Origin of the sequence: Achromobacter pulmonis (assembly GCF_002885955.2) — a bacterium.
Classification (GTDB): domain Bacteria; phylum Pseudomonadota; class Gammaproteobacteria; order Burkholderiales; family Burkholderiaceae_B; genus Achromobacter; species Achromobacter pulmonis_A.
Map to the genome: position 1 here is coordinate 318,990 of NZ_POQS01000008.1, position 23,582 is coordinate 342,571.

Annotated in this window: 24 protein-coding genes and 4 pseudogenes; 26 read left to right on the forward strand and 2 right to left on the reverse strand. The window is 61.7% G+C overall.

The window, feature by feature from the left end; translation table 11 throughout:
* Positions 1-15: 15 nt before the first annotated feature.
* Positions 16-534 carry an acyloxyacyl hydrolase gene (locus C1I89_RS28000; protein ID WP_308810292.1) on the forward strand — a complete coding sequence of 173 codons (519 nt, stop codon included), beginning with the start codon at positions 16-18 and terminating at the stop codon, positions 532-534.
* Positions 535-751: 217 nt separating this feature from the next.
* Here the strand turns inward: C1I89_RS28000 and C1I89_RS28010 are convergent, their stop codons facing one another.
* Positions 752-1,732 carry an IS5-like element ISPst5 family transposase gene (locus C1I89_RS28010; RefSeq protein ID WP_003296471.1) on the reverse strand — a complete coding sequence of 327 codons (981 nt, stop codon included), beginning with the start codon at positions 1,730-1,732 and terminating at the stop codon, positions 752-754.
* Positions 1,733-1,770: 38 nt separating this feature from the next.
* On the opposite strand from C1I89_RS28010, the gene C1I89_RS28015 reads away from it, so the two are divergent.
* The 22 genes and pseudogenes from C1I89_RS28015 (at position 1,771) to C1I89_RS28115 (ending at position 22,016) form a co-directional block, all read left to right on the forward strand.
* Entirely contained in the window at positions 1,771-2,835 is a 1,065-nt protein-coding gene (locus tag C1I89_RS28015; protein ID WP_226924949.1) for a DUF3987 domain-containing protein, read from the forward strand.
* 769 nt (positions 2,836-3,604) lie between these two features.
* Positions 3,605-4,519 carry a DUF3577 domain-containing protein gene (locus tag C1I89_RS28020; protein WP_003296473.1) on the forward strand — a complete coding sequence of 305 codons (915 nt, stop codon included), beginning with the start codon at positions 3,605-3,607 and terminating at the stop codon, positions 4,517-4,519.
* Positions 4,520-4,672: 153 nt separating this feature from the next.
* A complete protein-coding gene (locus C1I89_RS28025) occupies positions 4,673-5,500 on the forward strand; it encodes a DUF932 domain-containing protein (protein ID WP_003296474.1) in 828 nt (275 codons plus the stop codon).
* Between the two features lie 98 nt (positions 5,501-5,598).
* Positions 5,599-6,291, forward strand: coding sequence for a DUF3275 family protein (locus C1I89_RS28030; RefSeq protein ID WP_003296475.1), 693 nt, complete (start codon positions 5,599-5,601; stop codon positions 6,289-6,291).
* A gap of 89 nt (positions 6,292-6,380) precedes the next feature.
* Positions 6,381-6,722, forward strand: coding sequence for a hypothetical protein (locus C1I89_RS28035; protein WP_003296476.1), 342 nt, complete (start codon positions 6,381-6,383; stop codon positions 6,720-6,722).
* A gap of 83 nt (positions 6,723-6,805) precedes the next feature.
* Complete coding sequence (locus tag C1I89_RS28040) at positions 6,806-7,462, forward strand: hypothetical protein (protein WP_003296477.1); 657 nt, start codon at positions 6,806-6,808, stop codon at positions 7,460-7,462.
* Positions 7,463-7,528: 66 nt separating this feature from the next.
* A complete protein-coding gene (locus tag C1I89_RS28045; RefSeq protein ID WP_003296478.1) occupies positions 7,529-8,638 on the forward strand; it encodes a DUF6094 domain-containing protein in 1,110 nt (369 codons plus the stop codon).
* Between the two features lie 55 nt (positions 8,639-8,693).
* A complete protein-coding gene (locus C1I89_RS28050) occupies positions 8,694-9,014 on the forward strand; it encodes a hypothetical protein (RefSeq protein ID WP_003296479.1) in 321 nt (106 codons plus the stop codon).
* Between the two features lie 98 nt (positions 9,015-9,112).
* Positions 9,113-9,409 (forward strand): hypothetical protein, encoded by a 297-nt coding sequence (locus C1I89_RS28055; RefSeq protein WP_425313077.1) that lies wholly within the window; start codon positions 9,113-9,115, stop codon positions 9,407-9,409.
* A gap of 96 nt (positions 9,410-9,505) precedes the next feature.
* Positions 9,506-9,832, forward strand: a pseudogene (locus C1I89_RS28060) (DEAD/DEAH box helicase); the annotation flags it as partial.
* A gap of 603 nt (positions 9,833-10,435) precedes the next feature.
* Entirely contained in the window at positions 10,436-12,256 is a 1,821-nt protein-coding gene (locus tag C1I89_RS28065; protein WP_012248428.1) for a reverse transcriptase domain-containing protein, read from the forward strand.
* Between the two features lie 113 nt (positions 12,257-12,369).
* A pseudogene (locus C1I89_RS28070) lies at positions 12,370-13,251 on the forward strand (DEAD/DEAH box helicase); the annotation flags it as partial.
* A gap of 617 nt (positions 13,252-13,868) precedes the next feature.
* Positions 13,869-14,345: pseudogene (locus C1I89_RS36015) on the forward strand (reverse transcriptase N-terminal domain-containing protein); the annotation flags it as partial.
* Positions 14,346-14,546: 201 nt separating this feature from the next.
* Positions 14,547-14,747, forward strand: a complete 201-nt coding sequence (locus C1I89_RS36020) for an HNH endonuclease signature motif containing protein (protein ID WP_128671313.1) — start codon at positions 14,547-14,549, stop codon at positions 14,745-14,747.
* Between the two features lie 82 nt (positions 14,748-14,829).
* Positions 14,830-15,906, forward strand: a pseudogene (locus tag C1I89_RS28080) (C-terminal helicase domain-containing protein); the annotation flags it as partial.
* 137 nt (positions 15,907-16,043) lie between these two features.
* Complete coding sequence (locus tag C1I89_RS28085) at positions 16,044-16,607, forward strand: PilL N-terminal domain-containing protein (protein ID WP_003296482.1); 564 nt, start codon at positions 16,044-16,046, stop codon at positions 16,605-16,607.
* Positions 16,604-17,251 carry a hypothetical protein gene (locus tag C1I89_RS28090; RefSeq protein WP_003296483.1) on the forward strand — a complete coding sequence of 216 codons (648 nt, stop codon included), beginning with the start codon at positions 16,604-16,606 and terminating at the stop codon, positions 17,249-17,251. Before C1I89_RS28085 ends, C1I89_RS28090 begins: the two co-directional genes overlap by 4 nt.
* 12 nt (positions 17,252-17,263) lie before the next feature.
* Positions 17,264-17,992, forward strand: coding sequence for a TIGR03759 family integrating conjugative element protein (locus tag C1I89_RS28095; RefSeq protein ID WP_102775615.1), 729 nt, complete (start codon positions 17,264-17,266; stop codon positions 17,990-17,992).
* Positions 17,974-18,564 (forward strand): transglycosylase SLT domain-containing protein, encoded by a 591-nt coding sequence (locus tag C1I89_RS28100; protein WP_033947757.1) that lies wholly within the window; start codon positions 17,974-17,976, stop codon positions 18,562-18,564. Before C1I89_RS28095 ends, C1I89_RS28100 begins: the two co-directional genes overlap by 19 nt.
* The gene (locus C1I89_RS28105; RefSeq protein ID WP_033947755.1) at positions 18,561-19,106 is read left to right on the forward strand and encodes an integrating conjugative element protein; all 546 of its coding nucleotides are present in this window, start codon (positions 18,561-18,563) and stop codon (positions 19,104-19,106) included. The genes C1I89_RS28100 and C1I89_RS28105 overlap by 4 nt, the downstream gene beginning before the upstream one ends.
* Before the next feature lie 4 nt (positions 19,107-19,110).
* On the forward strand, positions 19,111-21,270 hold the full coding sequence (gene traD / locus C1I89_RS28110) for a type IV conjugative transfer system coupling protein TraD (protein WP_033947753.1): 2,160 nt from the start codon (positions 19,111-19,113) through the stop codon (positions 21,268-21,270).
* Positions 21,267-22,016, forward strand: coding sequence for a TIGR03747 family integrating conjugative element membrane protein (locus tag C1I89_RS28115; protein WP_033947752.1), 750 nt, complete (start codon positions 21,267-21,269; stop codon positions 22,014-22,016). Before traD ends, C1I89_RS28115 begins: the two co-directional genes overlap by 4 nt.
* A gap of 8 nt (positions 22,017-22,024) precedes the next feature.
* Here the strand turns inward: C1I89_RS28115 and C1I89_RS28120 are convergent, their stop codons facing one another.
* Positions 22,025-22,384, reverse strand: coding sequence for a hypothetical protein (locus C1I89_RS28120; RefSeq protein WP_033947750.1), 360 nt, complete (start codon positions 22,382-22,384; stop codon positions 22,025-22,027).
* 204 nt (positions 22,385-22,588) lie between these two features.
* Between C1I89_RS28120 and C1I89_RS28125 the strand changes: the two genes are divergently transcribed.
* The 3 genes from C1I89_RS28125 to C1I89_RS28135 are packed head-to-tail and all read left to right on the forward strand — an operon-like array spanning position 22,589 to position 23,575.
* Entirely contained in the window at positions 22,589-22,966 is a 378-nt protein-coding gene (locus C1I89_RS28125; protein ID WP_033947749.1) for an RAQPRD family integrative conjugative element protein, read from the forward strand.
* Entirely contained in the window at positions 22,963-23,196 is a 234-nt protein-coding gene (locus tag C1I89_RS28130) for a TIGR03758 family integrating conjugative element protein (protein ID WP_033947748.1), read from the forward strand. The genes C1I89_RS28125 and C1I89_RS28130 overlap by 4 nt, the downstream gene beginning before the upstream one ends.
* A gap of 16 nt (positions 23,197-23,212) precedes the next feature.
* Positions 23,213-23,575, forward strand: coding sequence for a TIGR03745 family integrating conjugative element membrane protein (locus tag C1I89_RS28135; protein WP_033947746.1), 363 nt, complete (start codon positions 23,213-23,215; stop codon positions 23,573-23,575).
* Positions 23,576-23,582 lie beyond the last annotated feature (7 nt).

The following is a 23,582-nucleotide window of genomic DNA, read 5'->3' on the forward strand; positions in this document are numbered from 1 at the left end:
AGTAAGGAGTTCGTTTTGATCAATCGCATGATTCTGGGCGGCGCGCTGGCGCTGGGCCTGGCCGCCGGCCCCGTAGCCGCCGCTGAAGTCTCGGGCGCTCTGGGCGTCACCGGGCAGGGCGACATGACCTTCCGCGCCAGCCTGGCGCAGGCATGGGACAAGAGCTGGTGGCAAAGTGAAACCGGCCAGCTGAGCGGCTACTGGGACGCGGCCTACACCTACTGGGAAGGTGGCGACGACTATTCCGGCGCGCACTCGCTGTCGTTCAGCCCGGTGTTCACCTATGAGTTCAGTGGCTGGCGCTACACCCCGTACGTCGAGGCCGGCATCGGCGTCGCGTTCTTCTCCAAGACCGACGTCGGCGAGCAGCAATTGGGTTCCTCGTTCAACTTCGAAAACCGCATCGGCGCCGGCCTGAAGCTGCCGCACGAGCAAAAGGTCGGCATACGCGCCATCCACTATTCCAATGCCGGCATCAAACAGCCGAACGACGGAATCGAATCCTACTCATTGTTCTACAACAAAGCCTTCTGATATCTGGGGCTTCTGCGCCGGACGGAGTCGCAACGTGGTAATCACCTTGCCGCAATTGTCCCTTATACCTAGGGATGGTCTGAAGTAGTCAGGTATTTCTGGCTGACTCCAGCCCTTGCCGATTTCAAAACGGTGATTCGGCTAAAAAACGATCAAATCATCCCCTCTTTCCGGATTTATAGCCGGCGCGAGCACCTCGCGCCGGCCATTTCCCGCATTACAGACGCACCTCTCCTGCATTCGTCAGCAAATGTCGGCGCGCCATCCACAGGTTCGACAGCGCGAACAGTGTCACCAACTGCGCGGTGTTCTTCGCCAGGCCACGGAAGCGTGTCTTCACGTAGCCGAATTGGCGCTTGATCACCCGGAACGGGTGCTCGACTTTGGCGCGCACCTGGGCCTTGGATTTCTCGATCTTGCGCTTGGCTTTGTACAGCGCACTGCGCTTACTCAGCTTCTTGTACGTACTGCGGCGGGCCGCAATCTGCCAGATCACCTCCCGGCCTTCATGTTCCGGGCGTTTCTCTACGCCGGTGTAACCCGCGTCGGCGCCGACCATGTTTTCCTTTCCATGCAGCAGTTTGTCGACCTGGGTAACGTCAGCAACGTTGGCTGCCGTCCCCACCACGCTGTGCACCAGGCCAGACTCGGTATCCGCGCCGATGTGGGCCTTCATGCCGAAGTAATACTGATTGCCCTTCTTGGTCTGGTGCATTTCCGGGTCACGCTTACCGTCCTTGTTCTTGGTCGAACTCGGCGCATGGATCAGCGTGGCATCGACGATGGTGCCCTGGCGCAGCGACAGGCCCCGATCGCCCAGGTAACCATTGATCACCGCCAGAATCCCGGCCGCCAACTCGTGCTTCTCCAGCAGGCGACGGAAATTGAGGATGGTGGTTTCGTCGGGAATACGCTCTAGGTTCAGCCCGGCAAACTGGCGCAAGATTGTGGTCTCGTACAGCGCCTCCTCCATCGCTGGATCGCTGTAGCCGAACCAGTTCTGCATCAAATGTACGCGCAGCATCGCCATCAGCTGATACGCCGGACGACCACCTTCACCCTTGGGGTAGTGCGGCTCGATCAGGGCAATCAAACCCTTCCACGGCACCACCTGATCCATCTCGATCAGGAACAACTCTTTGCGGGTCTGCTTGCGCTTGCCGGCGTACTCGGCGTCGGCGAAGGTCATTTGCTTCATCGGGAAACTCGGGCAACGGGATCGGCGTATTTCACCAGATTCGGGAAGTCTTTTTCAGACCATCCTTAGGAGAGCTCGATAAACTCAATACGCTATGGGATGGCAGCAGCGTAATTGTTGACCGCATTTCTAGAGAAGGCTTCGTACTCCAAAATGCGCGCCTCACCCTATCATTGATGGCACAGCCAAGTGTGATCAGCCGCTTCATGGCCAAACGCGGCGAAGAGGCACGCGGCACCGGCTTCTTAGCACGCTTCCTGATCGCGAAGCCTCGCTTGATGGCCGGACAACGCACCGATCAACAGCTATCTGAATTGCTCCGCCTAAGGAGCTTTAATGCCCGCATCCACGAACTGCTGAACTCTCCTTTATTGACCGAGCGACAAGTACTGTCTTTTTCCGAGCAGGCAAAGGATCGTTGGTTCCAGTACAGCCGTTTTCTCGAATTGCAGATGAAGGAGAACGGGCTGTATTTCTATCTTAAGGATCACGCTTCTAAGCTGCTAGAAAACACCAGCCGCCTAGCTGCAATAGTGCATACCTTCGAGCGCACCTCGAACAACCAAACCGAGATAGATTGTTCAACACTGGAATTCTGCTGGAAGTTTACTCAGCACTGCTCCAAGCATTTTATAGCCCACTTGGCAAACGAACCACAGATCGTCATTGATGCGAATCACTTAGCGCACTACTTACTAAAACTTGCAAGCAAACAAGACCCTTTCGCTCTTAATAAAGAGGAAAAACACAGCAGAGCCTCTTCCAACGACACACGCGCTGAACTACCTAGGGATCTGATTTCTGGAGCCAGAGCCACTTTCACCATAACTCAACTTAAACAATTCGGACCCAGCAGCCTTAGAGGACGCGCCAACACGGCTCGCTTAGAAGGAGCGATTGATCTGTTATGCAAACTTGGCCACATCGCAAAAGAAGGAAGCCGTTACCGGTTTCAAGAATCGATACTGCTTAGACAGGAACCCGAACTAAAGAATGGCGAGATAGTTGAGGTCAAAGAGCTACCGCTGTTCAACGAGCAAGAATTCTGGACGCCCCAGCGAGGTTATGGCTATACCGCCGGCTACTATATTAAAGTTCGCTAGCGACTCAGCTTTTTATGTACCTATAAGGTCGCGACACTATTCAGGCATTATCTCAGCAAGGAAAAAAACTTACCATAAATGATATGTTATAACGTTTATATTGGGAGAAACCAAAGCTACCTTTGTGGCAGCGTCGCCGTCGGTCGGTCGCGCTCCCCTTTCAGATCGCTGCAGCAGAGTGCTTGCGCCGCCAGGCAGCCTGGATTTAATTTGAACTCCTCTGCGGCACGAGAGGGAACCAGGAAACTAAAACCGGGTACAGAACCGGGTACAATTATTAATGCAAGTGGGAAAACACCTGTATTTAAAGACCCAGACACCGACACTTGCCGTCTAACACTGAACCTGCCTCAGCCCCCCGGTTCCGCCGCGAGTGCGCACTTAGCTGGCCTGTTTTACCGAACGCCAGGACGACCTGTTTGACCCTGCCGAAGAGACCATCGGCTGCTATTGCGGCGATTGAATGCGGTCAGGCGACAGTACTCATTCCCGATGGTGTGCGAAGCCGCGCGGTGTGAGGCTTGCCCCATGCTTGCTGACGTTGTCAGCGACATGCCAGGCAACCATCGGTCTTCGAGGTTGCGGCGCGGCACCCGCCGCGTGACCGAGCCAGTTCGCAACGCATCCCTCCGTGCGAACGACCATCGGCTTGCCGGTGGTGGATGCACCTTCCTAGTCCATTCGCCTTATCAACCCACCGCGGGGTTACGCACCCCCCCGCGCAGTCGGGTCCGGTGTGTCTCCGCTTCATTCCCATTGGAGATTCACCATGACCAATACGACTTCCAACGCGAAGAGCTACTTCGATCTTCACACCGAGGGCTACGCCCGCTTGCAGCGTGTCCGGGAGGTTCCTGTCCGTGGTGGCCGCCGTGCGCAGCCGTTCCTGGCTTGCACTGTCGCCGCACTCGTCGGGTCCGCCAAAGACCCCGTCACCCGCTACTTCGACGTCAAAGTCTCCGGTGCCGACGCCAAGAAATTGGTCGAGGGTTACATCGGCGTCGATGACCCGAGGCAGCGTCCGCTGGTCAAGTTCCGGCTCGGCGATCTCTGGGCCGATGCCTTCATTCGTACCAGTGGTGACCGCAAGGGCGATCCGGCAGCCAGTCTCAAGGGCCGACTGTTGAAAGCCGAACTGATCGATCGTGCCGAACTGGCGCAGATCGAGCAGTACGAGCTGATCACCCGGGGTATCGGTTATCTCAACCGTCCGCGCGAGGTTACGCCGAAGGATGGCGATCCGTTCCTGTCGTGCTCCATCGGGGCGCTGGCCGGCCCGGTCGATGAGCCGGATTACCGGTACATCAACACCATCGTCGCCACTGCGGACGCCCAGCATCTGGTGCGCCGCTGCGTACAGGCCATCGAGGCCGAGCGCAAGGTGCTGATCGCCTTCCGTCTCAACGACATGAAGGCCGATGCGTACCTCCGCACCAAGGGCGAGCGTGCCGGCGAACCGGCGGCGAGCCTGGAATCCAAGCTGATCCACATCGGCCTGATCAAGATCGATGGCCAGCAGGTCTTTCCGGCCGCCGCACCGGCGCCCGTTTCCGAGGGCGCTGCGGCGACCGAGGATGCGGATACCGCCGATGGCACCGTCGAGGCGCCGACCGCCGAGTCCGTTCAGGACGAACCCGTGCCGGCACCCGAGGCCGAGGAACCCGCACTCGCGGCTTCCTTCTGATCCACCCCCGCAAGGCCCCATTCCGGGGTCTTGCTTCTTATCCCCAACCTGCCTGCAGGCCACTGACGTGGCGCGTGGGCGTTCGTCTTTTCATCCCCGCAGTCCGTTCCGCACCGTGCGGATTCGGCTGCATAACAATCCCAGGAGAACGCCATGTCTCTCGCATCCCGTTTCGCACCGCGCTCACCGGTACTGCGCTCGGACCGTCCTCTGTTGGACGACCAGATTCGCGCCGTGGTGCCGTCGATCTTTGCGGAAACACCACACGAAAGCCGTTCCCAGCGGTACAGCTACATCCCGACGGCCACCGTGCTGTCGGAACTTCGTCAGGAGGGGTTCCTGCCCTTCATGGTGTGCCAGACACGTGTCCGCAACGAGGACCGCCGCGAGTACACCAAACACCTGATCCGCCTTCGCCACGCCAGCCAGATCAATGGCGACGAAGCCAACGAGATCATCTTGTTGAACTCGCACGATGGCACCAGCAGCTATCAGATGCTGGCAGGTCAGTTTCGATTCGTCTGCCAGAACGGGCTGGTCTGCGGCGACACGTTCGCGGACATCCGAGTGCCTCACAAGGGCGATGTCGCGGGCCAGGTCATCGAAGGTGCCTACGAAGTCCTGAAAGGCTTCGAGCGGGTGCAGGAAGCGCGCGAGAGCATGCGCGCGATCACGCTGGAGGCCGGGGAGGACGACGTTTTCGCCCGTTCGGCCCTGGCGCTCAAGTACGACGATCCGGACAAGCCCGCGCCTGTCACGGAGAGTCAGTTGTTGGTCCCCAGACGCTGGGACGATCGCAAGAGCGACCTCTGGTCGATCTTCAACCGCGTCCAGGAAAACCTCGTCAAGGGAGGGCTGACCGGACGCACTGCGAACGGCCGCCGCCAGCGTACCCGCCCTGTACAGGGTATCGATCAGAACCTGCGCCTGAACCGCGCCCTCTGGATGCTCGCCGAAGGCATGCGCCAGTTGAAGTCCTGAGCCACTACTCGGACCTCGCCCGTCAGGGCGGGTCCATTTTCTTCCTGACCCGTTGCGCGCCGCGCAAGACGGTTCCATTCATCACAAGGAGATACGCCATGGCTACAGCAGCCGTTCAATCCGATCCGCCCCTCATCGTCCGCGGCCAACTCGCCATCCGCACCATCCCGGGCCGCAACGGACGGTTCACGGTCGGTCGCCTCACGACCCGCCTTGGACTGTTCCATGTGAAAGACCCGGAACTGGAGCAGTACCCCGAAGGGAAGTACGAGGGTGAGTTCGTCATCCGCTACATCTATCCGAAGGCCTATCCGGTTGGCGATGGCATGCGCTTTGAAATCCGCGCCAACCTGGACGGCATGACCCTGTCGGGCATCGACAAGCTGAGCAAGGCCGAGGCTCGCGCCTTCGCCGCACAGGACGTCGATCCGCTCGATGAAGAGCTGGGCACGCCACCGGCGACAACGCCGGCAGCAGCCGAGAAATCCAAGTCCCGGTCCAAGCCGGAGCCCGCGCCCGTGCAGGCATCGAAAGACCCGCTGGTCGATACCACGCCATTCGGCGTCGATACGCCGTCCGCCACCGTGGCCGCTTCGGGTGGTCCCGAGAGCGACGACGCGGCGCTGTTCGGCATTCTCTGGCCGTTGGAAGAGTCGGTGAAACTCGACTCGACCATCGATCGCCGCACCCTGCGTCTGCAGATCGCGCGGCTCAACCAGTTGGGCTATGCCTTCGACGCCACGGCCCAGCAATGGAACCTGCAACTCGCACCCGAACCGCAGGCTGCCTGATCGTCCTGCCGCATCCGCGGCATTTCATCCACCCGCCGGGGCGACCCCGATGGGGAGGTTCCCGGCTATTTCAATCGAGGAGCTTCACCATGAGTCGGCACTACTTCGACACATTCCACAAAGGATTTCCCGTCACCGTACTACTCGGCTGGGATCGGCCGATGAACTACTTCTTCTTAGTCATCGAGAAGCCAACCGAGTTGATCGACGACACCATGAAGGTCGAGAGCGACGACTTCTTGTACAGCAATCTGCACGAGAGCGATCCGTTCAACCATGACCTGGACTACTACCGTGAGGTCTTACGTCATTTTCAGATCCTTGTGCCGGAAAGCCTGTTCATCGAGGTCCAGCACGACGCTGAGAGAAATGTCGGCAACCGCGTAGTCAAGCATCAGGCCGACGGTTCGTTCACCGAACGTGAACTCTGAGTAGTCCGCGTTCTTTCATCCCTAACGGGGCATTCACTGCCCCTGCGGGTGGTGGTGCCCCTGACTTCATTGAGGACTCCACCATGTCTGCACCTTCATCCCCACAGTTGCTGTACCGCATCGACGAATGCGGCGACGTGATGGCCGATGCTTGCGTCTGCGGCGAAGACGGCGATCTGGTCTTTCTATCGGTCTGGGCGCGGGACACCGCGATCCAGCAGTTTCTCGCCCGGCTCACCTTGGGCCGCGACGAGGATGGACTGGACCAGTTCCATCTCGTCACCGACCAGGGCGGCTCCGTGCCCGTGTTCGTTCCCTCGGTCGAGCGTCTGGAAAAGCGCTTGACCCGCAGCTATCGCCGCACCCTGTTCGGGTCGCTCGTCAATCTCTGGCTGTTCGATCGGCGCTGCATCCGGCCGGACAAGGCCACCACCAGCGCGCTCGCACTGTTGCCGCGCGCGGCGGCCGATCCTACGTCGCGCCTCTGGCTGCTCGTCAAGGAGACGTGCCCGCTGCCCTTGCTGGATCACTGGCAAGGGACGGTGCTGGCACTGCTGCGAGACCGCGACATGCTCCGCGACCTGCCGACGGCCCTCGGGCCGCTGCGTGGATTTCGTCTGGGGCTGGATGTGCCAGCGCTCACCGAAGCACTGAGCAGCCTGATCCGCCAGGGCGTACTGACCGCCCATCCGCTCCCGCAGCCGGCGACCACCCAAGGGTCGCTGGAAGCGGTGGCCTGACCCACGGCAGGTGCGTGCGACCGGCGCGCACCCGCTTTCCTTCATCCCCGCTACAGGAGATTTCTTATGGCACTCATGTTCCCGCGGCTCGCCCGCAATTTCGTCAAGGCCGGCTACTTTCCGACCGACGAACCCACGCTCGAAAGAGCGCTCAGCGCACTGGCGTCCGGCGACGGGCCGATGTGCATCCTCGATCCTTGTGCAGGCGAAGGCGTCGCCATCGCGGAGGCTGCGCATGCCCTCGGGCGTGACCAGGTCACCGCCTATGCGGTGGAGTTCGACCCGGAGCGCGCCAACCATGCGCGTCTGCTCGTCGATCACTGCATCCAGGGCGACCTCATGGACACCCTGATCGCACGCCAGAGCTTCGGTTTGCTGTGGCTCAACCCGCCATACGGGGATCTGTCCAAGGATGCGAACGGCAACATCGGCTACGACGGCAAGGGCCGCGCACGGCTGGAAAAGCTGTTCTACCAGCGCACGCTGCAACTGCTGCAGTACGACGGCATCCTGGTTTTCATCGTCCCGCACTATGTGCTCGATCAGGAACTGGTCGGCTGGCTGACGCGGCACTTTGCCGATCTGCGCATCTACCGAGCGGTGGATACGCAGTTCAAGCAGGTGGTCGTGTTCGGTCGCCGGGTCCGCCAGCGCGAGCTGGTGGGCGATGAGGTCAAGAACGTCCGTGCTCGCCTGTTGCAGATCGGGCAAGGCGACCTGGAAGCGGAGGAACTGCCACCCGCGTGGCCATCGCTTCCGTATGCCGTCCCTGTCGCCCAGCACGAGCCGGAGCATTTCTACCGTCTGAGCATGGAGCCGGCGCAGTTCGCCGACGAAGTGCAGCGCCTGCATGGCCTGTGGCCGTCGTTCGAGACCCATCTGGGCGCCGCCCAGCAGTCCTTGCGCCGCCCGGCGCGCGCATTGTCCCAGTGGCACCTGGCACTGGCCCTCGCGGCCGGCGCGATCTCCGGTGTCGTGCAGTCGAAGAACGGCCGCACCCTGGCCGTGAAAGGCGACACCTACAAGCAGAAGGCGACGACCACCGAATATCGCGAGCGCGATGACGGTTCAATCGCAGAGACACGCATCCTCACCGACAAGTTTGTCCCCGTGATTCGTGCCTGGGACTTGTCCCCGGACTCGGCCACCCTCGGCCGGATTCTCACCATCCACTGATCGCATCGGGCGGCTCGCCGCCTTGCTTCATTCATCCACCAGAAGGAGAACTCCCATGCTTTCGCGTTTGTTCGCGCGGCGCGAGCCGCAAGCCCGTCCGTTGTTCGCCCTCGGTTCGCTGAGGCTGAGCGAGAAGGTGCACTGGTTGGCCAGCAAAGGCCTCATCGATCCCTTGCCTTATGTGCAGCGCCATGTGCGCGGCGATTGGGGCGATGTCGACGAGACCACCCGCCAGGTCAATGATGTGGCACTCGACCAGGACAATCCCATGATCTCTCGCTACAGGATCACGCCGCAGCTGCTGCTGATCGTGATGACCAGCGAGGATCGCCGCACCACCGTGGTCCAACTGCCCGAAGAGCAGTCCTCGATCTAGCACCAGCCCATTTCATCCACCCACCGGGGTCATGTCGCCCCGATGGGGACGCCATGGCCCTTTCTTTCATCGAAGGAGCTATCACCATGGCAACTGTAATGTCCATCAGCACGGCCCCCAATCTGCGCTTCTCGCCGGGCGCGACGGTCATGACCGTCGGCGTGGCCAATCTGGTCGAACAGGGACGGCTCAACCCGAGCCCGTACCTTCGCCGCCACCTCAGCGGCGACTGGGGCGACCTCGACGAGGACGATCGGCGATCGAACGATGCCGCGCTGGCATCGGGCGAGGCCCGGTTGCTCTCTTCGTACCAGGTCGATCCCGATCTGAAACTCTGGATCATCACTGAGTGGGACCGCAGCGTCACGACGCTGTTGTTACCCAGCGAGTATTGATTTCCGGGCGGCTGCGCGCCGTCCACTCACCTTCACCCCCAGGGGCATCCATCGCCCCTGGGGGCGGTGCATGCCCCATTTTTTTGGAGCATCACCATGACCATGCAACTCGAAGCGGCCCCCGCCGCACCTTCCATGCCCGCCACGGGCGATCTGTTCAACCCTGCGGACAGCGAAAGCGATCTGTCTTTCAGCCTGCAGGATTTCGTCACCGAGTTTGGGGATGAGTTACTCGACTCCCTCAACCGGGCCAACCCGCCCGTTTACAACGGTGTGCCGCGCGCCAACCGCCAGCTCGTCCTCGCCAGCCTCAAGCGGCAGCTGTTCCCCGCCCAGGCCGAGGTCGTCCATGCGGCCGCCGAACTGCTCGTCAATCAGGGCGAGCGCGCGGCCATCGTCAATGGCGAGATGGGGACGGGGAAAGTGCGCCGTATCGGCGCTTAGAAGAAGCGTAGCGCAAGCTACCAGGGCTACTGGAATGCCCTGTACTCACCGGACTTATCCCTGCCTGCAAGGGCTTGAATTCCGAAAGGAAGGGGGGAGTGCAGCATGTTCGGAAAAGGCCTTTTACCCAACAGCTATTAGCGGGGGCGGGCCAGAGTAAGACGTGTATGGTCAAAGCTGAATTGCCTGAAGTCTAGTTCCAAGCGGTCTACCAGTCCCGACGCTGGCGAAAGTAGCTGAAACGCCAGACTCGCGAGTTGTGGGAAATGTTTTGCCTCTCCCACAAACCAGTATCGCGAGCGCAACCCCGATCAGGGGATTACGGAACGAACGGACGACCTAACCACGTCGCATCTTTGTCTAAGCGTAAATGCGGGATCGCCTAAACAGGTCGTAAGACCTGCATGGCGACGGAGTCTTCGTATTACCCGATGTGGCCTCTGTAATGGAGGTTGCTGGCCGCAGCAGTAAGCGGCACCGACATGGCTATAAGCGAGCAGCAATGCGCGTGAAAGGCCCACTGTCCGGGGGGAAGGAAGACAGCTTATCTGTAACCAACTCATCGAAAAGGAGGTTGTGCTGATGCTAACCGACACTACTAATCGAAGGTTGGATGCGCTGGGAATCTTGTCTCAACAGGGCAAGCGCATCAACGGCCTTAGTCGTCTCATGGAAAACCCAATCCTGTGGAAGCAGGCGTATGTCAACATCTATGCGAATTCCGGTGCAACAACGGCCGGCGTAGATGGCTCGTCACTGGATGGTATGTCCTACGAGCGGCTGGCCGGCCTGATGGCCGCCGTCAAAAGCGGTAATTATCGCTTCAAGCCCGTGAGGCGAGTCCTCATTCCAAAGAGCAATGGGAAAACCCGTCCGCTCGGCATCCCCACTGGGGATGACAAGCTGGTACAGGAGGTTGTACGGATGCTTCTCGTGAAGATCTACGAGCCGGTCTTTTCCGACGACTCGCACGGTTTTCGCAACGGGCGTTCGTGCCACACCGCTCTCATGCAAGTCCGGCAGAAATGGACGGGCATGAAGTGGATCGTGAACATGGATATCAAAGGTTACTTCGACAACATCGACCATGAAGTTCTGGTGGATGTGCTTGCCAAACGCATTGACGATAAGCGCTTTCTTGGGCTGATTCATTCGATGCTGAAGGCGGGCTACATGGAGGACTGGAAGTTCCATGACACCTTCAGCGGGACACCGCAAGGCGGAGTTGTCTCCCCGGTCTTGGCCAACATCTACTTGCACGAACTCGACGAGTACGTTGCAGGGTTGAAGGCCGAATTCAACCGAGGAAACCGCCGGGCGTCGAACCGCGAGTACAAGCGGATCAGTGGTGCAATTGAACGGTTGATGAAACGCATTGATGCCTACAAAGCCGATGGCGACTCGCCAAAGGTCGAGGAAGCGAAGCGTGAATTGGCCGAACTTTATCTACGCCGCAAGGCACTGAGCAGCTCCGACCCGATGGACGCCAATTACCGGCGTCTGGTGTATGTCCGGTATGCCGATGATTTTCTGATCGGCATCATCGGCAGTCGGGACGAGGCGGTAACCGTCATGCAGCGAGTCGCAGGTTTCATCAGCGACAAACTGCACTTGGAGATCGCTGAGGAAAAGTCCGGTGTGGTTCACGCATCGGACGGAGTTCGCTTTCTGGGGTACGACGTTCGCACGTACTCCGGTGATCGCAACGTGCGCACCGTCCGTTCAGGACGGAGCATCACAGCACGCAGCGTATCCGAGCGGATGCAATTGCACGTACCGGCTGAAAAGCTGCGTAGTTTCTGCCAGCGAAAGGGCTACGGCGTCTATGACGCTCACACCCCCACGCACAGGAGCGAACTGATCTCACTGAGCGAAGCGGAAATCGTTCAAACCTACAACGCTGAAATGCGAGGCCTTGCCAACTACTACGGTTTGGCGAACAGCGTCAGTCGTGTCCTGAACAAGCTCCATCACCTCTGGTTGACGAGTTTGTGGAAGACATTGGCGGCAAAACGTCGTTCGACCGTCACGAAGGTAGCGCGGAGCATGAAGCGCCAGGGTGGATACGTACTGGCTGTTCGGGGTAACTCGGACTCCCACACTTTTCCCATCTACAGCCTGAAAGACATAAGGAAAGAACCCATCACGTTCCAGAGTATTGACCTACCCCCCAAGACTTGGGTTTTCACGCATAGCCGCTCGGAGTTGATCCAGCGGCTCGAAGCGAGGAAGTGCGAGTACTGCGGGACCACCGAAGGCAGTTTCCAAGTGCATCACATTCGGAAGCTGAAGGACGTGGACAAAGGGAAGTACCTCTGGCCACAGGTGATGTCATGGCGCCGTCGCAAGACTTTGGTGCTGTGCGTTCCTTGCCATCAGAAGCTACACGCAGGCGTTCTTTGAAAGGACTGTTCCTAGTCAAGTAAGTGGAGAGCCGGATACGCTGAAAGGTGTAAGTCCGGTTCGGAGGGGGGCTGACGGGTGATCCTTTACGGGACGCCCGCAGCCTACCCTACACCACCGTCGGCATCGCGCTAGGGGCGGTGCTCAACGCGGAAGGCTATCGCCGCACGCTCGTCCTCAGCCCGCCCCATCTGGTCTACAAATGGCGGCGCGAGATCCTCGAAACCGTCGCCGGTGCGAAAGTCTGGGTGCTCAACGGCCCGGACACATTGCTCAAGTTGATCAAGCTGCGCGAGCAGTTGAACGTGCCGGCCGAAGGGCAGGAGTTCTTCATCATCGGCAGGGTCAGAATGCGGATGGGATTCCACTGGAAGCCCGCCTTCGTCCGCAAACGCACCCGTTACGGCATGGTCGGCGCCTGCCCGCACTGCGGGACGGTGGTCACTGATCTCGACGGCGAGCCGGTCAATGCTCTGGAGCTGGAGGCGGAAGAAATCCGCCGCAAGTGCAATGTCTGCGACGGCGCACTCTGGACGCTGATGCGGCCGCGCAGCCTGTCGGGCAGTGATCAGTCCTCGGCGGTGCTGCGTGCGCTGAAGAGAATCCCGACCATCGGCGAGGCCACGGCCAACAAGCTGATGAAGACCTTCGGCGATTCGTTCCTGGCGTCGATGCTCGGCGACAACCTGCACAACTTCATCAACCTGATGGACGAGCGCGGGGAGTTGGTGTTTTCCGCTCGGCAGGCGCAGCGCATGGAACGCGCCATGTCCTCGATGGAGTTCGGCTTCGGAGAAGGCGGTTATCAACCCTCGGAATATGTGAAGCGGTATCTGCCGCAAAGCACCTTCGACTTGCTCATCGCAGATGAAGCCCATGAATACAAAACGGGTGGATCGGCGCAGGGCCAGGCGATGGGCGTCATCGCGGCCAAGGCCCGCAAGACCGTACTGCTGACCGGCACCCTCATGGGGGGCTATGCAGACGATCTCTTTGTGCGACGTGAAGTCGCTTGATTCATTGTTTCACCGCTTCGGCGGCAGGAAGCCTGATGTTCCGTCATCAGTAGCCTATCGGTGCATGCGTGGTTGGTAACGACTGCGTGTGAAGCCACCGAGACAATGTAGACCGGCGCAAGCCAAGTGGAGGCCGTGAGGCTGACACTGCATCTGCGAGCATCAATGCGGTTGGGTCGCTAGGCTGGTTGGTATGGTTAACGCAAGTGAAGTGCTGATAAACGTCGTCACGTCTGATAGAGCCAAAGATGCTGACAGGCTCTTTCCCAAAATGGGGCTGTAGCTGGACATCCCTTTGAATAGTGGGGATGCACGGACATTCATAGCTACCGGCGAAAAGGCACAACCTAATCCGACCTTGTGAATCAAGTGAAACACGGTAAGCCCGTATCTCTGCCCCTCGGGGCAGGCAGACCGCAAGGAATGCTGTTGGAGGTGCGGGTAGAGGAATGTGGAGAAAGCGAATGCCGCTCTGTAATGGGGCGGATAGGGATTGAGCCGCAAGGCGACATCATCCCGCGCGAAAGCGAGCAGACTTCCACTTGGTCTTTCTCTACGAGAAAACTTGTCCAACCTTCTTCAAGAGGGAATTGCAGATGACTACGCAAGAAATTGCTTGCGCGGGTGCGCCCTCACGCGAATCGGTCACATGGCACAGCATCGACTGGGCCAAGTGTCACCGTGAAGTGCGAAGGCTCCAAGCGCGTATCGTAAAGGCAACGCGGGAAGGGAAACACGGCAGGGTGAAAGCCTTGCAGTGGATTCTGACCCACTCGTTCAGCGGCAAAGCTTTGGCCGTCAGACGAGTCACCGAGAACCAAGGCAAAAGAACTCCGGGCGTGGATGGCATCACGTGGTCCACACCGGAGGCCAAGTCTCAAGCGGTCCAATCGCTGCGGCGGCACGGTTACAAGCCAATGCCGTTGAAGCGAATCTACATCCCAAAGTCGAATGGCAAATTGCGGCCACTCGGGATTCCGACGATGAAGGATCGGGCAATGCAGGCGCTGCACTTGCTTGCGCTCGAACCGGTCTCGGAAACGACGGGCGACCTGAACTCCTATGGGTTCCGTNACACCGGGGAACGGCTCAGCAATGGGAAACCAAAGCTGACCGCACTTCGGGACATTTGCGATACGAAGATTCGTCGGCACCGCAAGATCAAGGCTGATGCCAATCCGTTCGACCCGCAGTGGGAAACCTACTTTGAGCAGAGGTTCGGCTTCAAGTTAAAGGACTCGCTGCAAGGGCGGAAGAAGCTCATTCGGCTTTGGATGGAACAGGGCGGTAGGTGCCCGGTTTGTAGTCAACCCATCACCGAAATCAGCGGGTGGCATGTCCATCATCTGGTCAGGCGGGTAGACGGCGGACCGGACATCAACTCCAACCTGGTCATGGTGCATCCGAACTGTCATAACCAGATTCACGTCAATGGTCTCAAGGTGGTGAAGCCGGTTCGCGAAAGCGGGCTTTGAAAGGCTTGAGCCGTATGAGGGGAAACTCTCACGTACGGTTCTTAGGGGGGGATGGGCCAGCAATGGCCTGTCCCTACCCGACCATCTGCTGTTCCGGGCCTTGCCCGCGAGGATGATCGAAGATGGCTACCGCCCGAGCGCCAGCGGCAGCATGAATGCCGCTGCCATGGCGTTTATGAGGGACCACGGTGTCCTCAAGGACATCTATTCCGAGAGCAACGGGCCGGCCCACAAGACCGCCAAAGGCTCGAAGATCACCGTCAGAACGGTCAAGGCACCCGGGTTCGGGCCGAAAGGCGTACTGCGCTGCGTGCTGCCGTACACGATCTTCCTCAAGCTCAGAGACATCGGCGGCGTGCTGCCGCCGTATGACGAAGAGTTCCGGGAGGTCGCCATGGATGCCGGGCAGGCCGACGCCTACCGCAATCTGGCCGCCAGTCTGACGGCGGAACTCAAGGAGGCCCTGCGCAAGCGGGATACCACCTTGCTGGGCGTAGTCCTCAATGTGCTGTTGGCGTGGTCCGACTGCTGCTGCCGGGCGGAAACCGTGCGCCACCCGCGCACGCGCCAGGTCCTGGCCTTCACACCGGCTCAGTTCAACGAGCTGGAGATCATGCCGAAAGAGCGTGAGCTGATCGACATCTGCCGCGAGGAGAAAGCCGCGGGTCGCAAGACCCTGGTGTACTCCGTCTACACCGGCACGCGCGATACCACCAGCCGTTTGAAGATGCTGCTGGAGCAAGAGGGTTTTCGGGTGGCGGTACTGCGCGCAAGCGTGGATGCCTCTCGCCGCGAAGACTGGATTGCCGAGCAGCTCGATCGGGGGATCGACGTCCTCATCACGAATCCGGAACTGGTGAAAACCGGCCTGGATTTGCTGGAGTTCCCCACGATTGTGTTCATGCAGTCAGGGTGGAACATCTACACGTTGCAACAAGCCGCGCGCCGGTCATGGCGGATCGGCCAGAAGCAGCATGTGAAGGTGATCTACCTGGGGTATGCGGCCACGTCGCAGATGACGTGCCTGTCCCTGATGGCGAAGAAGATCCTGGTGTCGCAGAGCACCTCCGGCGACGTCCCGGAATCGGGGCTGGATGTGCTCAACCAAGACGGCGATTCGATCGAGGTCGCCCTGGCCCGGCAACTCGTCGCGGCCTGATGTTCCCGTTCATGCCGGCGTCCCTCTGGGCGCCGGCTTTTTTCTTCAAAACGGGGCAAACCACGATGCGCATTGTTTGCTGATCGGAATGCCGCCCACGGCGAAGGTATCGGCTCATCGCCACCGAGAGCCGAACCATGCCAGCAACCCAACTTCTACGGCGCCTGACCGGCAGCAGCCTGCTGATCGCCGCTGTGTTGAGCGGCGGCTGCGCCACCACCGCCGCACCGCCCGTTGATCCTCCTGTCGAGGAAGCCGACGCCGCGCCGCAGTCACCCGAACTGATTCCGGTGGTGCGCTACGGCCGCTACACGCTCGTGGAGCTTGCTCCCACCGCGGCCCAGCGTGACCTGCTGCTGCAGGTCATCGACGTGGCGATGCCGGCGGATGCCAGAGCGACGGTGGGCGATGGCCTGCGCCACGCACTCCAGCGCAGCGGCTACCAGCTTTGCGAGAACGCCCATGCGGTGATCGAGCTGTATTCGCTGCCGCTGCCGGCGGCGCACCTGCATCTGGGGCCGATGACGCTGCGCGACGCACTGCTCACCCTCGCCGGGCCGGCCTGGGATGTACAGGTCGATGACCGGGCGCGCCAGATCTGCTTCGTACCTGCCGGCGAGCCCTGCGCAGATCCCGAGACCGACACGCCACTGGCCGCGCCGGTGCAGACCTTTCCCATCATCGACGGAGGCCAGCCATGAGCGCAGTGGCCCATGCGTCGCGTTCGCGCGCGGCCTTCGTGCTGTACCTGCTGCTGTGGGCCTGGATGGTCGGACTCAGCGCACTGGTGCTCGTCAACTTCCGCGTCGCGGGCGACCTGGCCGGTCAGAGTCAAGTTGATTCGGCCTTACGCCAACTGCAGGTGCTCGAAGGCCGGCTCGCCGAATTCGCCGACGACGTCCAGACGCTGCAAGCCCGCCCCGAAGCGGCGACCACGGCAGCTTTGCAGGACACCCGCCAGCGCCTCGAAGCGGACATCGCCCGTCTCGAACAGTCGCTGGCCGGCTACGCCACCGAGGCGGCCCTGCAGACACTGCACAGCGACGTCGAGCAGCTCAAGGCGCAGCGCCAGACCGCCGCGCGCACGCCCGCAGCGCCGCGCCCCGCCAGGGCGACGACGGCTGCACCAGCACAGGTGCCGTTTCCCTTCCGCGTGATCGGTGCGGAACTGCGCGCCGGGCAGCGAGCCGTTTCCATCGCCCCCGCCGGCGACTCGCTCTCGGCCGGACAGATCCAGGTGCTGCTGCCCGGCGAGCATGCCGGGCGCTGGCAGTTGCAGACCATCGACGGCAACACCGCCGTGTTCCAGGCCGGCGACCAGACGCGCCGGCTGGCGATTCCTTGATCGGGAGGTGCCATGCAACGTCGCGCACTTTCCATGCTGTTCCTGCTGGCCTCGCTGACCGCACCGGCCTTCGCGCAGCAGCCCGCCACCCAGAGCACACCCGCACAGTCTTCCCGTGTCACGCCGAGCCAGATCGATCAGGCACGCGATGAACGCCTGGCGCGGGACTGGGGGCTGCGCGGCGACGAATGGGGACGCTACCGCGAACTGATGGAAGGGCCGCTGGGCATCCATTCACCCAACCTCGACCCGCTGACCGCACTCGGCATCGAAGCCCGCTCCGACGAGGAGCGGCGGCGCTATGCCGAACTGCAAGTGCAGGTCGAAGCGCGCCGCGTGGAAAAGTTGCTGGCGTATCAACGAGCCTACGACGAAGCCTGGCAACGCCTGCATCCCGACGCCCAGCGGGTGAATCTGCCCGATGCGCTGCCGGGCGGCAGCGCGATGACCGGCAGCGGTCGTACCGCCGTGTTCGTCCGGGACGGCTGCACGCCGTGTGCCCAGGTCGTGCAGCGTCTGCAGACGGCGAACGCCGAGTTCGACCTGTACATGGTCGGCAGCCGCCAGGACGACGCGCGCATCCGCGAGTGGGCCCAGCGCGCGCAGATCGATCCGGCGCGCGTGCGCAGCGGCTCGATCACGCTCAACCACGACGGTGGCCGCTGGCTGGCGCTGGGTTTGCCCGGTGAACTGCCCGCGGTGGTGCGTCAGGTGAACGGCCAATGGCAGCGCCAGCCCTGATGCCGGGGTGGCCGTGGTGCGTGCTGCTGGCCGCCGTGTTGGCGACCGAGCCGGTTCAGGCCCAGGAGATTCCACCTCCGGCCTACCAGTTGGCGGCTCAGCGCGCCAACATTCCTTCGACGGTGCTCTATGCCGTGGCGCTACAGGAGAGCGGCGTGCGCCGGGGTGGTCGCATCGTGCCGTGGCCCTGGTCGCTCAACGTCGCCGGGCAGTCGCGCCGCTACGCCTCGCGCGCACAGGCGTGTGCGGGTGTGCGCCAGGCACTGCGCGAGGTGCCGCCTACGCGCATCGACGTGGGGCTGGGCCAGATCAATCTCGGCTACCACCCGCACCGCTACCGCCAGCCCTGCGATCTGCTCGATCCCTACGAGAACCTGCGCATCGCCGCCGACATCCTGAAGGAGCAGCACACGCCCGGAGAGGACTGGCTGCTGGCCGTCGGGCGCTACCACCGACCGGCTGGCGGCGCACCGGCGGCGCGCTACCGGCGCAGCGTTTCACAACATCTTCAGCGCGTGCTCGGGCCGCAACAGGCTACCGCACACGCGCCTCACCAGGAGAACAGCCGATGATCCCCTCCATCCGGGCCGCGCACGGCCTCCTTGTCGTGATGCTCGCCACCGTACCGATGAGCGCGGTGCGCGCCACACCGCCCCTGATCGTGGTCGAGGATCGCGGCGGCGCTTCCGCGCTGCCGTACTACGAAGCGCTCGACCTGCAACCGCGCGCCACGAGCCAGCCGCTCCCCTCCATCGTCATTCCCGAGGCACCGACCGCCGCCGTCGATGAGACGGCCATGCTGCCGGTGCGCAGCGCCCGGCTCACGCCGGGAACGGTTGCCCGCCGCGTCATCGAGGCACCCGGACTGCAACCATTCTTCCTGGTCGGTGACGACACAGCCTCGCAGGCCTGGTTGCGCCAGCACGCCGACACGCTGCGCGAACGCAACGCCTGGGGGCTGGTGGTCAATGTCGAGACGGCCCAGGCACTGGCGCAATTGCGCGCGCTCGCACCCGGCCTGAACCTGTCGCCGGTATCCGCCGACGACCTGGCCGAGCGCCTGGGTCTGCGGCATTACCCGGTGCTGGTGACCGCCACCGGTATCGAGCAGTGACACCATGGCGCAGACGCAGCCCGTGGAAGTCCTGCTGCGCCCAGCGGTGGAGCTGTACACCGTGGCGGTTTGCGCCGGCGCCGCGTTTCTGTGCCTGGTGGCACCGTGGTCGCTCGCGCTGACGCCGGCCATGGGCATCGGCAGCGCGCTGGCGTTCGCCGCCTATGGCGCACTGCGCTGGCATGACGCGCAGGTGATCCTGCGCTACCGCCGCAACATCCGCAGGTTGCCGCACTACGTCATGACGAGCCGGAACGTGCCGGTGAGCCAGCAGCGGCTGTTCATCGGTAAGGGGTTCCGCTGGGAACAGAAGCACACCCATCGGCTCATGCAAACGTACCGGCCTGAGTTCCGCTGCTATGTCGAGCCGCCTCCCGCTTACCAGTTGGCCCGGCACCTTGAGGCGCGTCTGGAGTTCGCGCCTTTCCCGTTATCGCGGTTGCCTCGGCTGACGCGCTGGGACGTGCCGTTCAATCCGGTCAGGCCCTTGCCGCCGGTTGGCGGTCTGCCGCGTCTGCACGGGATCGAACCGGACGAGGTCGACGTCGGCCTGCCGCTGGAAGAGCGCGTGGGCCATTCGCTGGTACTGGGCACTACCCGAGTGGGCAAGACCCGGCTCGCGGAACTGTTCATCACGCAGGACATCCGCCGCAGGAATGCTCAGGGCGAGCATGAAGTCGTGATCGTTTTCGATCCCAAGGGCGACGCAGATCTTCTGAAAAGAATGTTCGTCGAAGCGCGGCGCGCCGGGCGCGAGAACGAATTTTATGTGTTTCACCTCGGCTGGCCGGAAATCAGCGCACGCTACAACGCCGTGGGGCGGTTCGGCCGCATCAGCGAGGTGGCCACGCGCATCGCCGGCCAGCTTTCCGGCGAAGGCAATTCAGCAGCGTTTCGCGAATTTGCTTGGCGGTTCGTGAACATCGTTGCCAGGGCACTGATCGAGCTGGGGCAGCGTCCGGACTACCTGCTGATCCAACGCCATGTCATCAACATCGATGCGCTGTTCATCGAGTACGCCGCCCATTTCTTCGCCCGCACCGAACCGAAGGCCTGGGAAGTCATCGTCCAGATCGAGGCCAAGCTCAACGAGCGGAACATTCCGAGGAACATGATCGGGCGCGAGAAGCGCGTGGTGGCACTTGAACAGTATCTGAGCCAGGTGCGCAACTACGATCCGGTACTGGACGGTCTTCGCAGCGCGGTCCGGTACGACAAGACGTATTTCGACAAGATCGTTGCGAGCCTGCTGCCGTTATTGGAAAAGCTCACCAGTGGCAAGATTTCCCAGTTACTGGCGCCGAACTATTCCGACCTGGAAGACCCCAGGCCCATTTTCGACTGGATGCAGGTGGTCAGGAAGCGGGCCGTGGTCTATGTCGGCCTGGATGCGCTATCCGACGCCGAGGTGGCCGCCGCCGTCGGCAATTCGATGTTCAGCGACATGGTGTCGGTTGCCGGTCATATCTACAAGTTCGGCATCGACGATGGCCTTCCAGGAGGGAGCTCGAACGTCAAGTTGCCGATCAACGTCCATGCTGACGAGTTCAATGAACTCATGGGCGCCGAATTTGTACCCATGATCAACAAGGGAGGTGGTGCGGGACTGCAAATCACCGCCTATACCCAGACGCTGAGCGACATCGAGGCGCGCATCGGCAACCGGGCGAAGGCCGGTCAGGTGGTCGGAAATTTCAACAATTTGTTCATGTTGAGGGTCAGGGAAACCGCCACCGCCGAGTTGCTGACGCGCCAGCTTCCCAAGGTGGAGGTCTATACCACCACCATCGTCAGCGGCGCGACCGATAGCTCCGACATCCACGGTTCCACCGACTTCACCAGCAACACGCAGGATCGCATCAGCATGTCGAGCGTGCCGATGATCGAGCCGTCGCATGTGGTGCAGTTGCCGAAGGGCCAGTGTTTCGCGTTGATGCAAGGGGGAAACCTGTGGAAAGTCCGCATGCCGCTGCCGGCCCCCGACCCGGACGAGACCATGCCCGAGGATCTGCAGCAACTGGCGACCTATATGCGCCAGAGCTACACCGAGGCCGGTCGCTGGTGGGAGAACCTCGGTTCCCCGTCGTTGCAGGAGCGACCGCTGCCCGACGAGCTGCTGGACGATGAAGTGACCGATCCCGCCGACCAGGGCAGCGCATCATGAGCGATCCGGCCTCGACCGCACAGCGGCAGCAACAGCGCCGGCAGGGTCTGATCGCCAGTGCGATCACCTTGCCGCTGCGCCTGTTCGGCGTGCTGATCGCCTCGCTGCTGCTGTCGATCCTGATCGAGTGCGTGGGCATGCACCTGTTCTGGAAGGATCAGGGGTGGCGTCATGCGCAGTCGATGCTGCAGTACGAATTGGGGCATATCTCGAACCACTTCACGCGCAGCGTCATCGTGCAGGAGCCGGGGCGAACCGCCCACCGCCTGGTGGACACCGGCTACGAGTGGGTATTCGTGAAGACCGGGTTGCTCGACAAGATGAGCGAGACCGCCGAGCGCGCTCGTGCGCCGAGCCAGACGCCTACACGCAATTTCCGCTACTTCATCAGCCAGGCTTATGTCTGGGCCGAGCGCTATCTGGTCGCAGCCGCCTTCATCACATTGACCTTCCTGGTGCGTCTGCTGGTGCTGGTACTGACCCTGCCGCTGGTGCTGACGGCAGTGTTCGTCGGGCTGGTCGATGGTCTGGTGCGCCGCGACGTGCGCAAGTTCGGCGCCGGCAGGGAATCGGGTTTCGTGTACCACCGCGCGAAAGCCGCGCTGTTGCCGCTGGCGGTGCTGCCCTGGGTGATCTATCTGGCGATGCCGATCTCGGTGCATCCGTTGCTGATTCTGCTACCCAGCGCAGCGTTGCTGGGATTTGCGGTGGCCCTGACCGCGAGCAGCTTTAAGAAGTATCTCTAGGCAGGAAATCAGTCTTCCGATTGATCCGCCACAAGCCGCTTGAAAACCCTGTCCCAAGCCCCGCCGGCTTGAACTGATTCCGCAGCCATTTCGGTCTGGATCATTGCCACCAGTTCGGCGTGGCCGGCTTCGGCGTTTTCCCAGGCGTAGACCTCCGTCTCAAACAGGATAGGGTCGCCGTCGGGTAGGTGATTGTGATCCAGCCCGAGAAACACTGTGGAAATACGGACATCGTCGACCCACGTTTCCGCCACGCGACGGTCGGCGGTAGCGAACCACTGTGACCATTCCACGGGGTCTTCACAAGTCACGCTGCGATGACCTTCGAGCCGGTATTGCAGCGGTTTGGAATAGCCAAAGGGAGTCATTTTTCAAGAATAACCCAGCTGCGCCAACAGCAAGAAGATTTTCAAAAGCACCTGTCCTGACACTCCCGTCGCACGATCCATCGTATGTAGTTGGCATCGGTCGCTATATCAATCCGGTGACCTCGCAGTACCCATTGTTTGCGGTGTTGAAGCGCCTGCCTCGCCACGATCGAGCCATTGCTGATCGAACCGAGGAATGGCGCGATGGTGTTTTCGTTTCCACGCTACGCCGCGCATCGCGGCGTAGCCGTCCTGCTGATGGCGGCCCTGGCGGCGAGCCTGCCGCTGGCGGCCCACGCCGGCACGCCAGCCCAACGCCAGGAGCTGGCTGCGGCATTGCGCCAGCTCGACGCGCTGGAACGCTTCGTCGCACAGAGCGCGGCGGACGCCCCGATCACAACGGGCGAACGCTATCACTTCGACTACCCGAGGCTACTCGATGACCTCGCGCGCGTGCGCGCCGGCATCCAGTTCCATCTCGCGCCATCCCGCGCCCAGCCGCGCGACCCCGCCGTACTGAGCGGCGATTACCGCAACGAGTCCGCGCCCGACGCTCCCTCTACGCCGGAGGCGCAGCCATGACCCCCGCGCAGATCAGCGCCTTCCAGGCCAACAGCAGCATCGCGCCCGGCGCGATGGCGACGGTGATCGTCGGCCTCGTGTTCGCGGTGCTGCTGCTGTGGGGCGCCTGGGCCATCCGCACCGCCTACGTCGGCTGGGCGGAGAACCAGCTCAACCAGCGTCAGTTTCTCGGCGTCGTCGTGCGTTTTCTCGCGATGTACCTGGTGCTGACTTTTTTCCTCCTCTCGTAACCACAAGGGTCAGACCATGAAAACCGCTCGTTTCCCCCGCATCCGCCTCGCCCAGCACGCCGCGCTGGCATTGAGCCTCATTACGCTGCCTACGCTGTCCTTTGCCCAGGGTTTGCCGCAACTGGAGAACCCCTCGCGCGGCACCGGCGGCGGGATCATGGAGACCATCCGCAACTATGGCTACGACATCGTGTTGCTGGTCGCACTGCTGGTCGTGGCCTCGATGTTCATCGGTGTCTGCTATCACGCATACGGAACGTATGCGGAGATCCATACGGGCAGGAAAACATGGGGCCAGTTCGGGCTCACGGTCGCCATCGGCGCCGTACTGCTGGTCATCGGCATCTGGCTGTTGACCGAGGCCACCGGGATTCTCTGAGGGCGTG

Bases quoted from the DNA above. Each gene is read 5' to 3' on its own strand.
- C1I89_RS28010 (WP_003296471.1), bottom strand. From the start codon at position 1,732: ATGAAGCAAATGACCTTCGCCGACGCCGAGTACGCCGGCAAGCGCAAG.
- C1I89_RS28020 (WP_003296473.1), top strand. From the start codon at position 3,605: ATGACCAATACGACTTCCAACGCGAAGAGCTACTTCGATCTTCACACC.
- C1I89_RS28025 (WP_003296474.1), top strand. From the start codon at position 4,673: ATGTCTCTCGCATCCCGTTTCGCACCGCGCTCACCGGTACTGCGCTCG.
- C1I89_RS28030 (WP_003296475.1), top strand. From the start codon at position 5,599: ATGGCTACAGCAGCCGTTCAATCCGATCCGCCCCTCATCGTCCGCGGC.
- C1I89_RS28035 (WP_003296476.1), top strand. From the start codon at position 6,381: ATGAGTCGGCACTACTTCGACACATTCCACAAAGGATTTCCCGTCACC.
- C1I89_RS28040 (WP_003296477.1), top strand. From the start codon at position 6,806: ATGTCTGCACCTTCATCCCCACAGTTGCTGTACCGCATCGACGAATGC.
- C1I89_RS28045 (WP_003296478.1), top strand. From the start codon at position 7,529: ATGGCACTCATGTTCCCGCGGCTCGCCCGCAATTTCGTCAAGGCCGGC.
- C1I89_RS28050 (WP_003296479.1), top strand. From the start codon at position 8,694: ATGCTTTCGCGTTTGTTCGCGCGGCGCGAGCCGCAAGCCCGTCCGTTG.
- C1I89_RS28055 (WP_425313077.1), top strand. From the start codon at position 9,113: ATGTCCATCAGCACGGCCCCCAATCTGCGCTTCTCGCCGGGCGCGACG.
- C1I89_RS28065 (WP_012248428.1), top strand. From the start codon at position 10,436: ATGCTAACCGACACTACTAATCGAAGGTTGGATGCGCTGGGAATCTTG.
- C1I89_RS36020 (WP_128671313.1), top strand. From the start codon at position 14,547: ATGGAACAGGGCGGTAGGTGCCCGGTTTGTAGTCAACCCATCACCGAA.
- C1I89_RS28085 (WP_003296482.1), top strand. From the start codon at position 16,044: ATGCCAGCAACCCAACTTCTACGGCGCCTGACCGGCAGCAGCCTGCTG.
- C1I89_RS28090 (WP_003296483.1), top strand. From the start codon at position 16,604: ATGAGCGCAGTGGCCCATGCGTCGCGTTCGCGCGCGGCCTTCGTGCTG.
- C1I89_RS28095 (WP_102775615.1), top strand. From the start codon at position 17,264: ATGCAACGTCGCGCACTTTCCATGCTGTTCCTGCTGGCCTCGCTGACC.
- C1I89_RS28100 (WP_033947757.1), top strand. From the start codon at position 17,974: ATGGCAGCGCCAGCCCTGATGCCGGGGTGGCCGTGGTGCGTGCTGCTG.
- C1I89_RS28105 (WP_033947755.1), top strand. From the start codon at position 18,561: ATGATCCCCTCCATCCGGGCCGCGCACGGCCTCCTTGTCGTGATGCTC.
- traD (WP_033947753.1), top strand. From the start codon at position 19,111: ATGGCGCAGACGCAGCCCGTGGAAGTCCTGCTGCGCCCAGCGGTGGAG.
- C1I89_RS28115 (WP_033947752.1), top strand. From the start codon at position 21,267: ATGAGCGATCCGGCCTCGACCGCACAGCGGCAGCAACAGCGCCGGCAG.
- C1I89_RS28120 (WP_033947750.1), bottom strand. From the start codon at position 22,384: ATGACTCCCTTTGGCTATTCCAAACCGCTGCAATACCGGCTCGAAGGT.
- C1I89_RS28125 (WP_033947749.1), top strand. From the start codon at position 22,589: ATGGTGTTTTCGTTTCCACGCTACGCCGCGCATCGCGGCGTAGCCGTC.
- C1I89_RS28130 (WP_033947748.1), top strand. From the start codon at position 22,963: ATGACCCCCGCGCAGATCAGCGCCTTCCAGGCCAACAGCAGCATCGCG.
- C1I89_RS28135 (WP_033947746.1), top strand. From the start codon at position 23,213: ATGAAAACCGCTCGTTTCCCCCGCATCCGCCTCGCCCAGCACGCCGCG.